Here is a 12,461-nt window from a genome sequence, read left to right on the forward strand (position 1 = left end):
GGTCTTGGGTCAGTTTGATACTGAGTCAGGCCAGGTTCTCATCAGTCGCCGGCACAATCAGTATCCCGGCCCGCAAGCCATTCTTGACCTTGGGGTTCGGGAAGATGATCCGCGCACCCTCTTCCTCGATCACCCAGCGGGTCTGGGCGATGTCCTCGGCCAGTACATAGCCTTTTCCAAGCTCAGAGAAGTTCTCGATATCCGCCGGCAGGTTCAGGCGGAAACTGTCGCTGTGCTTGATGATTTCCCGGGCGACGCTGAACAGCTGGAGGCCATCGAGCCCCTCATCCAGCTCAGGCTCGTTGCCTTCGATGATCTGTTGCAGACGGGTTTCCAGCAGGCTGACGTTGACCCCGTCGTTCTGCCCGAATGGCCGGGCCTTGCCCAATTCCAGGGTGAAGGATTCGGCGCCGAGCTGATCGTAGGTGTAGGCACTGAACACGATGGACGGTTTGTTCTGCAGCAACACCGCTTCCATGCCTGCGGCACGCAGGCGCGCCAGTTCACGGCGTGAATGCGCGCGACCTTCCTTCCATGGGTACAAGGCGAACTGCTCGATCTTCGAGCCGCGGATGGCGGTGTGCAGGTCGTAGTGCAAGCGACTGCGCTCCGGCCGACTGAAGAAACTGGCGGCCAGCCGTTCCAGCTCACAGGCCCTTAGCGCTTCAGGACCGCCACTCAGCTCATGGCGACCATTGAACAGGCGGTTGACGTCCTGTTCGACGAAACGCTCCCCGCGCCGGATGGCCTCGGGGTTGCCGAACAGGAACAGAATGCGTGCCCGCGGTTTCAGATCACCACGGGCGATGTCATGCAGCAGACGGTCGAGCAATTCGATCGGCGCGGTTTCGTTGCCGTGGATACCGGCCGACAGCAGCAGGTCCAGGCCGTTATCCCGGGCTTCGGGCGGCTTGACCTCCAGCGCGCCCTCGCTCAACCAGCGCATCCGTACGCCTTCGACAGTCAGTTGAGTCTTCTCCGCCGGTTCACGGCCGGCGAGGGTCAGTTCAAGCAGTTTGCCGAGGGCGAGCATAGCGCGGTTTCCTTAATGGTCGTGGCCGCAATCCGGGCCATGGACATGGTCATCGTCGCCGACGTCCGCCGGTTCCATTTCCAGTTGCAGGCTGACCAGGTTGGTCGCCAATGGACGCAACAACAGGTTGGCGTATTCCTCGTCCCCTTCCTCGACATCGACGCCGATCAGCAGCTGACCGCGGCCATCCTGCTGGATCCACAGCTCCTTGCCTTGCCACATCACCGCGACGCGGGTGCAGGAAGTTTCCAGTTGGGTGCCGTCGGTGTCTTCAAGGATCAACTGCAGGGTATCGCTCATGTCTTTACGTTCTCGTCTGGGGATAAGGCAACGCGCCCTGCTTTGACTGTAGTCAGGTCGCGCGCGCTTTCAATTGATCTGGAAAGGATAAACCGCGCCAAGTTTAAGGATTTGTGTCAGTTCATCCAGTGCCCCGCGGCATTCAAGCAACAACTGCGGGTCTGCCAGGTCATTTTCGGTCATGCGGTCGCGGTAGTGCCGCTCGACCCATTGGGTCAGCGAATCGTACAGCGACGCGGTCATGATAACCCCTGGGTTGACGGCCGCCAGTTCGGTTTCGTTCAGCGCCACGCGCAACCTCAGGCAAGCCGGGCCGCCTCCGTTCTGCATGCTTTGCTTGAGGTCGAAGACCTTCACTTCGCGGATGACTCCGCCAGAGCCCGTCAGGCCTTGCAGGTATTGCCAGACGCGTTCGTTGCTGCGGCATTCTTCCGGCACGATCAACAGCATCGAGCCGTCGGGACGCGACAGCAACTGGCTATTGAACAGGTAGGAACGTACCGCATCATCGACGGTGACCGCCGAACGCGGTACGCACACCGATTGAAATTTCCCACCGACCTTGGCGAGTTTGCTGCTCAATTCGGCCAGCATCTTGTCGGTCTCGAGGAACGCGTCCTCGTGATAAAACAGCACTTCGCCATTGCCCACGGCGATGACGTCGTTGTGGAACACCCCCTGATCGATCACCGACGGGTTCTGCTGGGCATACACCACGCCCTCCTCCCGCAGCCCGTGCAGGCGGGCAACCGCCTGGGAGGCTTCGAGGGTCTGGCGCGCCGGGTATTTCTGCGGTGCGGGGTAACGGGTGTCGAAGGCACTGCGACCGAAGACGAAGAATTCGACACCGGCCTCGCCGTAGGCGCGGCAGAAACGCGTGTGGTTGGCCGCGCCTTCATCGCCAAACTGCGCCACCGCCGGCAATGCGGCGTGGTGGGCGAAGTGTTGCTGATTGGCGAACATCGCCCCCAGCACACGGCTGGTGGTCGGATGCTCGATGCTGCGGTGGTATTTGCAGTTCAGGTTGGCGGCGGTGAAGTGCACGCGGCCATCAGCCGTGTCAGCGCTCGGGCTGACCGTGGCGGCGTTGGCCACCCACATGCTGGAGGCGGAGCAACTGGCCACCAGCAGTGGCATCGCTTCTTTCGCGACCTGTTGGATGACCTGGGCATCGCTGCCGGCAAAGCCCAACCGGCGCAAGGCCGCCACGTCCGGGCGCTCCTGCGGCGCCAGCACGCCTTGCTGGAAGCCCATGTCCATCAGCGCTTTCATTTTCGCCAGGCCCTGCAACGCCGCTTCCTTGGGGTTGGAGGATTGCTGGCTGTTGCTCTGGGACGCGACGTTGCCGTACGAGAGCCCGCCGTAGTTATGGGTCGGCCCCACTAGACCGTCAAAGTTGACTTCATAGGATTTCATCAGCGAGGCTCCACGAGAATCTGTTTTTTATAGGCATCAGTAAAGACCGCAGCGCGGCCTTCGCGAGCAGGCTCGCTCCCACAAGGACTGTGTAAATCCCTGTAGGAGCGAGCCCGCTCGCGAAAAGGGCTACGCCATTCGCACGCCAGGCGTCAGGCTCGCGGGCATGACCAGGCTTGGCGTCTCCAGGGAAGCCACCGGATACGCACAATAATCAGCCGCGTAATAAGCGCTGGCGCGGTGGTTGCCCGAGGCGCCGACGCCGCCGAACGGTGCGCTGCTGGCGGCACCGGTCAGCTGTTTGTTCCAGTTGACGATACCGGCGCGGCTCTGCAGCCAGAACTGCTGGTAACGCGCCTGGGAATCGGACAACAATCCGGCCGCCAGGCCATATTGCGTATTGTTGGCCTCGGTGATTGCCGCTGCGAAATCCTTGTAGCGGATGACTTGCAGCAACGGCCCGAACAGCTCCTCATCGGGACGCTCCGCCACAGCCGTCACGTCCAGGATACCCGGCGTCAGCAAGGCTGCCTGGGGATGCGGCTGGGTCATGGCCAACAGCGGCACGGCGCCTTTGCCCAGCAAATGGTTTTGCGCATCCATCAGCGCCTTCGCCGCGCCCAGGGAAATCACCGAACCCATGAACGGTGCCGGTTGCTGGTCGAAGGCACCGACTTCAAGGGTCGCGCTGACCGCCACCAGGCGCGCCAGCAAGGCATCGCCCCAGGCGCCTTCCGGCACCAGCAGGCGGCGCGCACACGTGCAGCGCTGCCCGGCTGAAATGAAAGCGGATTGGATAACGGTGTAGACCGCCGCATCGACGTCCGCCACCTCATCCACCACCAGTGGGTTGTTACCGCCCATTTCCAGCGCGAGGATCTTGTCCGGGCGTCCGGAAAATTGTTGATGCAAAAGGTTGCCGGTGCGACTGGAACCAGTGAAGAACAGCCCGTCGATGCCCGGGTTCGCCGCCAGGGCGATACCGGTTTCCCGCGCGCCTTGCAACAGGTTCAACACGCCCGCCGGCAGACCGGCCTCGATCCAGCACTTGACCGTCAGCTCGGCGACTTTCGGCGTCAGTTCGCTCGGTTTGAACAACACACTGTTGCCGGCCAACAGCGCTGGCACGATGTGGCCATTGGGCAAGTGGCCGGGGAAGTTATAGGGGCCGAACACCGCCACCACACCGTGGGGCTTGTGGCGCAACACGGCGGTGGCATCGCCGAGGGGGCCGCTCTTCTCGCCGGTCCGCTCGCGGTAGCTCTGCACCGAAATGGCGACTTTGTTGACCATGCTGGTCACCTCGGTCGCCGCTTCCCACAACGGCTTGCCGGTTTCTTCACCGATGCACTGGGCCAGTTCGTCAGCGCGGTTCTTCAGGGCGGCGGCAAAGGCTTCCAGCACCTGGATGCGTTCATCCAGCGAGCGGCGGGCCCAGTCCGGGAACGCCTGGCGCGCGGCCTGCACCGCCGATTCCACCTGCGCCGCCGTGGCGCCGTTACCCGACCACAACACCTGTTGGGTCACCGGGTTCAACGACTCAAAGAGGTCGCCCTGACCTTCCAGCCAGCTCCCTGCGATGTACAACGAGTTCATCATTTCGACTCCCGGGCAGCAGACAACGCGACGGCACGCACTTGATCGCCGGCGTTGAGTTGAAGACGTTTGGCGGTCAGAGGATCGACCACCAGTGTGCCTGCGGCGAAGCGCGCCGGTGCCGCGGTGATGCGGCAGTCTTCGCGCTTGCGGTTATGGATGAGGAACGGCGTGGCGTCATCGCCCGGCGTACCAATGGCCAGCACCAGCGCCTGGCTGTCGCGAATCGCGCGGATCTTGCCGGTTTCGCATTCCACCGCCGGGCCGGCGTCGAAGATGTCGACGTAACCCTGGTAGCTGAAGCCTTCGCTCTTGAGCATCGACAATGCCGGTTCGGTATCCGGATGAACCTGGCCGATCACGGCCCGGGCATCTTCGGACAAGAAACAGGTGTACAGCGGAAACTTGGGCATCAGTTCGGCAATGAATGCCTTGTTACCGACGCCGGTCAAGTAATCGGCCTGGCTGAATTCCATCTTGAAGAAATGCCGGCCCAGGCTTTCCCAGAACGGCGAGCGCCCGTTGTCGTCGGACATGCCGCGCATCTCGGCGATGATCTTGTTGCCGAACAACTGCGGGAATTCGGCGATGAACAACAGCCGCGCCTTGGCCAGCATCCGGCCATTGAGGCCACTGCGGTAGTCGGCGTGGAGGAACAGCGAGCACAGTTCGGAATTGCCGGTCAGGTCGTTGGCCAGGAACAGGGTCGGGATTTCCCGATAGATGTTCAGTTCCTGGGAAGCGCTGACCGTCAGGCCAACCCGGAAGTTGTACCAGGGCTCACGCAGGCCCACGGCACCGGCGATGGCGGAAATACCGACCACGCGACCGTCGTCATCTTCGAGCACGAACAGGTAGTCCGCGTCACCGCGCCCGGCTTCGCCACGAAAGGTCTTCTCGGCCCAGCCGACCCGATGGGCCAGGCGCTCTTCGTTGGCCGGTAAGGTGGTCAGGCCGGTGCCCGTGCTGCGGGCCAGGGCGATCAGAGCGGGTAAATCGCTGCTGCGTACGGGACGAACGATCATGCTATCTCCTCAGACGGGCCGCTCACGCCACCCGCGAAACTCAGCTGTAAAGCGTTAAACCGCCACCAGGCGCACGCTGGCACCCTCGCCAACGCCCAAGGCCTCGGCCGCTTCCATGTCCAGCGTCACAGGTTTGCCCGGTGCGTAGTCGAGTTCGAGCAGCACGGCGCGGTAATCCTGCAACTGGGCATTGGCCACCAGGTATTGGCGACCGGCGCCCTTGACCGGTTCGCCGATCTTGACCGGCACTACGCGGCTCTGGGCGATCGAGCGGATGCCCGAGACACGGGCATGCAGCGTCGGGCCACCGTCGAAGATATCGATGTAGTGATCGGTCTCGAAACCCTCGCGCATCAGGATGTCGAAGGTGATCTGCGCCCGCGGGTGGACCTGGCCCATGGCTTCCTGGGCGGCATCCGGCAGCAGCGGCACATAGATCGGGTAATGGGGCATCAGCTCGGCGAGGAAGGTACGGCTTTTCAGCCCGCACAAGCGCTCGGCGGCGGCGTAGTTGAGGTCGAAGAAGTTGCGACCGATGGCGTCCCAGAACGGCGAGTCGCCGTTTTCATCGCTGTAGCCGACGATCTCGGTCACCACCGAATCGGCGAACCGCTCCGGATGGCTGGCGACGAACAGCAGTCGCCCACGGGAGTTGAGTTCCGACCACGGCGAACCCACCAGTTCCGGCACCACGTAGAAGCTGGTCAGCAGGCTATTGCCGGTCAGGTCGTGACACTGGGAGAGTACGTGGATCTTGTTGTGGATCTTCAGTTCACGGGAGGCGTGGACGAAGGTCTCGTTGCGAAAGCTGTAGAACGGTTCGGAATAACCGGCCGACGCGACGATGGCCGAACAGCCCGCCAGCTTGCCGGTCGCGGTGTCTTCGAGGACGAAGAAGTAGCTTTCTTCGCCGTTGAAGCTGACTTCGGCGGCAAACGAGGCTTCGCTTGCGGCGATCTTGTCGCTCAGGCGTTCCACGTCATCCGGCAAGGAAGTGACACCGATCGGACTGTCCGCAGCCAGACGCTGTACCTCGCCCAGATCAGCCATTTGCGCGGGGCGCATCACCAGCATGGTGTCACTCCTTAACTTGAAATAAACGGTTCGACCAAAGGGTCGATACACAAAGAATAAAAACCGGAAATCAACTTAAGCACAGAAGCGGACTTCCTGTGGGAGCGAGCCTGCTCGCGATGCGAACGACTCGGTCTGCCTGGCGGACCGAGGCGATTCCAATCGCGAGCAGGCTCGCTCCCACAAAAGCCCGACCCACACTGGAGCCGGTCAAGTCTGAAATCAGGCTTGCGTCAGCTTCGCCGCCGCCCGCTCGAAGCGGTCCAGACCGGCGTCGATATCGGCGTCTTCCACCACCAGGCTCGGGGCGAAGCGAATCACGTCCGGGCCAGCCTGGAGGATCATCAGGCCTTCCTGTTCGGCGGCATTGAAGATGTCCTTGGCCTTGCCTTTCCAGGCCTCGTTCAGCACGCAGCCGATCAACAGGCCCAGGCCGCGCACCTGGGTGAACAGGCCGTACTTCTCGCCGATCTGTTCCAGGCGCGCCTTGAACTTGGCATGCTTGGCTTTGACACCCGCCAGCACTTCAGGGGTATTGACCACGTCGATTACCGCTTCGGCCACCGCACACGCCAGCGGGTTGCCGCCGTAGGTGGTGCCGTGGGTACCGACGACCAGGTGCTTGGCCAGCGCTTCGGTGGTGAGCATCGCCGCGATCGGGAAACCACCGCCCAGGCTCTTGGCGCTGGTCAGGATGTCCGGGACCACGCCGTAATGCATGTAGGCAAACAGATGACCGCTGCGGCCCATGCCGGTCTGCACTTCGTCGAACACCAGCAGCGCGTCGTGGGCATCACACAGGTCGCGGGCGCCTTGCAGGTAGGCCTGCTCGGCCGGCAGCACACCGCCTTCGCCCTGGATCGGTTCCAGCACCACGGCGCAGGTCTTGTCCGAAATCGCGGCTTTCAACGCGGCCAGGTCGTTGTAAGGAACGTGGGTGATGCCGGTAATTTTAGGCCCGAAACCGTCGGAGTACTTCGATTGCCCGCCGACGTTGACGGTGAACAGGGTACGACCGTGGAAGCTATTGAGCGCGGCGATGATTTCGTATTTTTCGCTGCCGAAACGATCGAACGCCACACGACGGGCCAGCTTGAAGGCGGCCTCGTTGGCTTCGGCGCCGGAGTTGCAGAAGAACGCGCGCTCGGCAAAGGTCGCGTTGACCAGTTTGTGAGCCAGGCGCAGGGCCGGTTCGTTGGTGAAGACGTTGGACACGTGCCACAGCTTGTTGGCCTGCTCGGTCAGTGCACCGACCAGCGCCGGGTGGGCATGGCCCAGTACGTTGACTGCGATACCGCCAGCAAAGTCGATCAACTCGCGACCGGATTGGTCCCATACGCGGGAACCGGCACCACGCACAGGGATGAAGGCAGCAGGTGCATAGTTGGGAACCATAACCTGGTCGAAATCGGCGCGTTGTACCGCGGCTTGCTCAACGGACATCGGAGTCTCCTGATGAGGAACACCCGCCTGGAACTGGCGGGCTTGGTAAGGATTGTAAGGACAGTTTTCAGCCCGGCCTTGCCGCCAAGCGACAACTTCTTATAGCGCCAACCCACGTTTTGCGCGGGTTTACGGCAATGCGACAAATAGCGTCGCAAAGGCGCAGTTTAAACGTTGCCGCGGGGTTTGAGGCAGCGGCATCTACATTTCCCTGCCCAGCGACAACTGTAGTTTGAGAGGCGTTATCTGTGGCGAGGGAGCTTGCTCCCGCTGGGGCGCGCAGCGTCCCCCAGAAAGGCTCCCAATCAATCTGACACACCGGGGTTACCGTTTGGGTCCGCTTCGCGGCCCAGCGGGAGCAAGCTCCCTCGCCACAGGTCAGTTGCCTTACCACAGGAGCCTTATCTGCCCTACCCGCGTTCGGACGGCACCGAGGACAATTCGAACGGGCTGCTGCTACGCCGCTGGTTGCGGTCTTCCCGCGGCGTCGCGCCGAAGAAGTTGCGGTAAGCGCTGGAGAAGTGCGGCCCCGAGGAGAAACCGCAGGACAGGCCGATCTGGATGATGGATTTGCTGGTCTGCATCAGCATTTGCCGGGCCTTGTTCAGGCGCAGCTCCAGGTAATACTGGCTGGGCACGCGGTTGAGGTATTGCTTGAAGATCCGCTCCAACTGCCGGCGGGACACGCACACATGTTGGGCGATTTCGTCGGTGGTCAGCGGCTCCTCGATGTTGGCTTCCATCAGCAGCACCGCCTGGGTGAGCTTTGGATGACTGGAGCCGAGACGGTTCTGCAACGGGATGCGCTGGCGCTCGCCGCCCTCGCGAATGCGCTCGACCACCAATTCTTCCGACACCGCGCCGGCCAGTTCCGCGCCGTGATCCCGGGCCAGCACCGCGAGCAGCAGGTCCAGCACCGACATGCCGCCGCAAGCGCTCAGGCGATCGCGGTCCCAGTCGAACAGATGACTGGTGGCAATGACCTTGGGAAAGCGCTCGGAGAAGTCGTCCTGCCAGCGCCAATGCACGGCCGCACGGTAACCGTCGAGCAAACCCAATTGCGCCAAGGGATAGACACCGGCCGACAAGCCGCCGATCACACAACCGGCGCGCACCAGTTGCTTGAGGGCGCTGCTCAGGGGCGAGGCCAGCGTGGTCGGCGGCTCATCGGCCAGCAGGAACAATTTCTGGAATCCCTCGAGCTTGCCGGCCCAAGGTTCACCCGGCAGTTGCCAGGCGCCATCGGTCGGCGGTTCGGCCTGCAAGAACGACAGCTCGTAGACCACATCCGGATGCACCCGCTGAGCGACACGCAAGGCGTCCTCGGCCAGCGCCAGCGTCAAGGCTTTAGTGCTGGGCCAAATCAGGAAACCTATTCGATGGGCAGTCATGGCGGGCGATCCGAAGCGAAAACAGTGTTAAAGCCAAAAGCGGCTGCAACCAAATTAGACCATCTGGCGCGCGGTGCGCAGCATGACCCAAATCAGGTGCGTAACGGGAGCGATTACTTGAGGCTGCCCGAAAGAAATTGTTGCAGGCGCTCCGATTGCGGATTCACCAGCACTTCGCGCGGGTTGCCGCTTTCTTCGACGATGCCTTTGTGCAGGAACACCAGTTGGTTCGACACTTCACGGGCAAAGCCCATTTCGTGGGTCACCACCACCATGGTCCGGCCTTCCAGGGCAAGGGCCTGCATCACCTTGAGCACGTCGCCCACCAATTCCGGATCGAGGGCCGAGGTCGGTTCGTCGAACAGCATCACCTCAGGCTCCATCGCCAGCGCACGGGCAATCGCCACGCGCTGCTGCTCGCCGCCGGACATGTGGCCCGGGTAGGCGTCCTTGCGATGGGCCACGCCGACCTTGTTCAGGTAGTGCTCGGCCTTCTCCCGCGCTTCGGCCTTGGCCACGCCCAGTACATGCACGGGCGCTTCCATGATGTTTTCCAGCGCGGTCATGTGGGACCACAGGTTGAAATGCTGGAACACCATCGACAGCCGCGAACGCATGCGCTGCAACTGCTTGGGGTCCGCGGCCTTCATGGCGCCGTCCTTGCCCGCCACCAGCTTCAACTCTTCGTTGTTGAGCAGGATCTTGCCGGCATGGGGCTGCTCGAGCAGGTTGATGCAACGCAGGAAAGTACTCTTGCCGGAGCCACTGGAGCCGATGATGCTGATCACATCGCCAGCGGCAGCTTTCAGGGACACGCCCTTGAGCACTTCGTGACTGCCATAGCGTTTATGCAGGTCTTGGACTTCAAGCTTGTACATGCGGTCGGTTCTCACAAAACGTCAGTCGTTGAGCAGTCGATCGGATCGATGCGTTATCAGTGCTTGCGCGGGGCCAGGTAACCCAGCCAGCGGCGCTCGGCCAGTTTGAACAGGCGCACCAGGATGAAGGTCAGGCACAGGTAGAAAACGCCGGCCGTGATGTAGGCCTCGAACGGCAAGTAGTACTGCGCATTCACCGTGCGCGCGGCGCCGGTGATGTCGATCAAGGTCACGATGGACGCGAGGCTGGTGGTCTGCAACATCATGATCACTTCGTTGCTGTATTGCGGCAGCGCCCGACGCAAGGCCGACGGCAGCAGGATCCGGCGATACAGCTTGTAGCGCGACATGCCCATGGCCTTGGCTGCTTCGATCTCACCGTTGGGCGTGGCCCGCAGGCTGCCGGCGATGATTTCGGCGGTGTAGGCGCTGGTGTTGATGGCGAACGCCAGGCACGCACAGAACGTGGCGCTGGAGAGCCACGGCCAGAGAAAGCTTTCGCGTACGACTGCGAACTGCGCCAGCCCGTAGTAGATCAGGAACAGCTGCACCAGCATCGGCGTGCCGCGGATCACGTAGGTGTAGAGCCAGGCCGTCATGTTGACGACCGGCTGCTTGGACACCCGCATCAGCCCCAGGGGCAACGCCGCCAGCAGGCCGAAGAACAGCGACAGGGCCAACAATTTGAGGGTGGTCAGCAAGCCACTGAAATACAGCGGCAAGGCTTCATAGATGACGTTGTAGTCGAAGATCATAGATCAGCCGCCCTTACGCCTACCGAGTAGCGCTTCTCAAGGTGACGCAAAGCCAGCAACGAGACACTGGTGATGACCAGGTACATCGCCGCCACTGCGAGGAAGAAGGTGAAAGGCTCGCGCGTGGCATCTGCCGCCTGCTTGGCCTTGAACATCATGTCTTGCAGGCCCACCACGGAAATCAGTGCGGTGGCCTTGGTCAACACCAGCCAGTTGTTGGTGAAGCCCGGAATCGCCAAGCGAATCATCTGCGGCACCAGCACCCGGAAGAACACCTGGAAGCCGTTCATGCCGTACGCCATGCCCGCCTCGGCCTGCCCCTTGGGGATCGCCATGAACGCACCGCGAAAGGTTTCCGACAGATACGCACCGAAGATGAAGCCCAGGGTGCCGATGCCGGCCGCCAGCGGGTTCAGGTCGATGTAGTCGTCATAGCCGAGCATCGGTGCGACGCGGTTGAGCAGGTCCTGGCCGCCGTAGAAAATCAGCAGGATCAGCACCAGGTCGGGAATGCCGCGGATGACCGTGGAATACAGGTCGCCCAGCCACGCCAGCCAACGCACCGGCGAGAGGCGCAACGCGACGCCGATCAGCCCCAGGACGATGGCCAGCGCCATGGACGACAAGGCGAGCTGAAGCGTCAACCATGCGCCATCGAGGATCACAGCCCCGTAGCCTTTCAACATGATTCAGGTCCTCGAAAGTGGGATGAAAAAATGGCGCAAACCGCAGAGATCCTGTTGCTTGCGCCATTTCGCACGAGTGGCGGGACGTCGTTACTTGCCGTAGATGTCGAAAGCGAAGTATTTGTCCTGGATTTGCTTGTACTTGCCGTTCTCGCGAATGGCCGCGATCGCGCCGTTGATCTTGTCCTTCAACGCGTCGCCCTTGCGAACCGCGATACCGACGCCGTCGCCGAAGTACTTGACGTCGGTAAAGGCCGGGCCGACGAAGGCGAAGCCCTTGCCCGCATCGGTCTTGAGGAAGCCGTCATCCAACAGCGTAGCGTCTGCCACGGTGCCGTCGAGACGACCGGCGGACACGTCCAGGTAGATCTCGTTCTGCGAACCGTACGGCTTGATCTCGGCACCCAGTGGGGCCAGGACTTCACGGGCGAAACGCTCGTGGATCGAACCACGTTGCACGCCAATGTTCTTGCCCTTGAGCTCGGCCAGGCCATCGCTCACCTGGGTACCGGCCTTCATCACCAGACGGGCCGGGGTGTTGTAGTACTTGTTGGTGAAATCAACGGATTTCTTGCGATCTTCAGTGATCGACATGGACGACAGGATCGCGTCGATCTTGCGCACCTTCAACGCCGGGATCAGGCCGTCGAACTCTTGCTCGACCCACACGCACTTGACCTTCATCTCTTCGCACAGTGCATTGCCGATGTCGTAGTCGAAACCGACGATGCTGCCATCCGGGGCTTTCGAGGCGAACGGAGGGTAAGCCGCTTCGATACCAATCTTCAGGGGTTTTTCATCAGCGAAGGTCGGCAGGGACAGCACGGACAGTGCCAGGGCGCCAAGCAGCACAAGTTTCTTCAT

The 12,461-nt window shown here is 62.0% G+C and carries 12 protein-coding genes; all 12 read right to left on the bottom strand.

Features of this window, described 5'->3' with window-relative positions:
* Nucleotides 1-25: 25 nt before the first annotated feature.
* The 12 genes from astE to AD659_RS20135 all read right to left on the bottom strand — a co-directional run bounded on the left by astE (nt 26) and on the right by AD659_RS20135 (nt 12,461).
* Nucleotides 26-1,033 (bottom strand): succinylglutamate desuccinylase, encoded by a 1,008-nt coding sequence (gene astE, locus AD659_RS20080; RefSeq protein ID WP_053124405.1) that lies wholly within the window; start codon nt 1,031-1,033, stop codon nt 26-28.
* Between the two features lie 12 nt (nt 1,034-1,045).
* Nucleotides 1,046-1,333 carry a hypothetical protein gene (locus tag AD659_RS20085; RefSeq protein ID WP_003178862.1) on the bottom strand — a complete coding sequence of 96 codons (288 nt, stop codon included), beginning with the start codon at nt 1,331-1,333 and terminating at the stop codon, nt 1,046-1,048.
* 69 nt (nt 1,334-1,402) lie between these two features.
* Complete coding sequence (astB, locus tag AD659_RS20090; RefSeq protein ID WP_053124407.1) at nt 1,403-2,749, bottom strand: N-succinylarginine dihydrolase; 1,347 nt, start codon at nt 2,747-2,749, stop codon at nt 1,403-1,405.
* A 129-nt stretch (nt 2,750-2,878) separates the two neighbouring features.
* Nucleotides 2,879-4,348, bottom strand: a complete 1,470-nt coding sequence (gene astD / locus AD659_RS20095; protein ID WP_162277310.1) for a succinylglutamate-semialdehyde dehydrogenase — start codon at nt 4,346-4,348, stop codon at nt 2,879-2,881.
* Nucleotides 4,345-5,370, bottom strand: coding sequence for an arginine N-succinyltransferase (astA, locus tag AD659_RS20100; RefSeq protein ID WP_039591862.1), 1,026 nt, complete (start codon nt 5,368-5,370; stop codon nt 4,345-4,347). Before astA ends, astD begins: the two co-directional genes overlap by 4 nt.
* A 54-nt stretch (nt 5,371-5,424) precedes the next feature.
* A complete protein-coding gene (gene aruF, locus AD659_RS20105; protein WP_003178851.1) occupies nt 5,425-6,444 on the bottom strand; it encodes an arginine/ornithine succinyltransferase subunit alpha in 1,020 nt (339 codons plus the stop codon).
* 222 nt (nt 6,445-6,666) lie between these two features.
* Nucleotides 6,667-7,887: an aspartate aminotransferase family protein gene (locus tag AD659_RS20110; protein WP_053124409.1), complete on the bottom strand. Its 1,221-nt coding sequence runs from the start codon at nt 7,885-7,887 to the stop codon at nt 6,667-6,669.
* Between the two features lie 410 nt (nt 7,888-8,297).
* Nucleotides 8,298-9,278 carry a GlxA family transcriptional regulator gene (locus tag AD659_RS20115; protein ID WP_053124411.1) on the bottom strand — a complete coding sequence of 327 codons (981 nt, stop codon included), beginning with the start codon at nt 9,276-9,278 and terminating at the stop codon, nt 8,298-8,300.
* Between the two features lie 113 nt (nt 9,279-9,391).
* Entirely contained in the window at nt 9,392-10,156 is a 765-nt protein-coding gene (locus AD659_RS20120) for an ABC transporter ATP-binding protein (protein ID WP_053124413.1), read from the bottom strand.
* Nucleotides 10,157-10,212: 56 nt separating this feature from the next.
* Nucleotides 10,213-10,911, bottom strand: coding sequence for an ABC transporter permease (locus AD659_RS20125; protein WP_053124415.1), 699 nt, complete (start codon nt 10,909-10,911; stop codon nt 10,213-10,215).
* The gene (locus tag AD659_RS20130; protein ID WP_003178836.1) at nt 10,908-11,597 is read right to left on the bottom strand and encodes an ABC transporter permease; all 690 of its coding nucleotides are present in this window, start codon (nt 11,595-11,597) and stop codon (nt 10,908-10,910) included. Before AD659_RS20130 ends, AD659_RS20125 begins: the two co-directional genes overlap by 4 nt.
* A 90-nt stretch (nt 11,598-11,687) precedes the next feature.
* A complete protein-coding gene (locus AD659_RS20135; protein ID WP_003204802.1) occupies nt 11,688-12,461 on the bottom strand; it encodes an ABC transporter substrate-binding protein in 774 nt (257 codons plus the stop codon).

The organism is Pseudomonas thivervalensis, assembly GCF_001269655.1.
Lineage (GTDB): Bacteria > Pseudomonadota > Gammaproteobacteria > Pseudomonadales > Pseudomonadaceae > Aquipseudomonas > Aquipseudomonas thivervalensis.

What these genes read in the sequence shown, in the direction of transcription:
- astE (WP_053124405.1), bottom strand. Translation starts at nt 1,033, where the DNA reads ATGCTCGCCCTCGGCAAACTGCTTGAACTGACCCTCGCCGGCCGTGAA.
- AD659_RS20085 (WP_003178862.1), bottom strand. Translation starts at nt 1,333, where the DNA reads ATGAGCGATACCCTGCAGTTGATCCTTGAAGACACCGACGGCACCCAA.
- astB (WP_053124407.1), bottom strand. Translation starts at nt 2,749, where the DNA reads ATGAAATCCTATGAAGTCAACTTTGACGGTCTAGTGGGGCCGACCCAT.
- astD (WP_162277310.1), bottom strand. Translation starts at nt 4,348, where the DNA reads ATGATGAACTCGTTGTACATCGCAGGGAGCTGGCTGGAAGGTCAGGGC.
- astA (WP_039591862.1), bottom strand. Translation starts at nt 5,370, where the DNA reads ATGATCGTTCGTCCCGTACGCAGCAGCGATTTACCCGCTCTGATCGCC.
- aruF (WP_003178851.1), bottom strand. Translation starts at nt 6,444, where the DNA reads ATGCTGGTGATGCGCCCCGCGCAAATGGCTGATCTGGGCGAGGTACAG.
- AD659_RS20110 (WP_053124409.1), bottom strand. Translation starts at nt 7,887, where the DNA reads ATGTCCGTTGAGCAAGCCGCGGTACAACGCGCCGATTTCGACCAGGTT.
- AD659_RS20115 (WP_053124411.1), bottom strand. Translation starts at nt 9,278, where the DNA reads ATGACTGCCCATCGAATAGGTTTCCTGATTTGGCCCAGCACTAAAGCC.
- AD659_RS20120 (WP_053124413.1), bottom strand. Translation starts at nt 10,156, where the DNA reads ATGTACAAGCTTGAAGTCCAAGACCTGCATAAACGCTATGGCAGTCAC.
- AD659_RS20125 (WP_053124415.1), bottom strand. Translation starts at nt 10,911, where the DNA reads ATGATCTTCGACTACAACGTCATCTATGAAGCCTTGCCGCTGTATTTC.
- AD659_RS20130 (WP_003178836.1), bottom strand. Translation starts at nt 11,597, where the DNA reads ATGTTGAAAGGCTACGGGGCTGTGATCCTCGATGGCGCATGGTTGACG.
- AD659_RS20135 (WP_003204802.1), bottom strand. Translation starts at nt 12,461, where the DNA reads ATGAAGAAACTTGTGCTGCTTGGCGCCCTGGCACTGTCCGTGCTGTCC.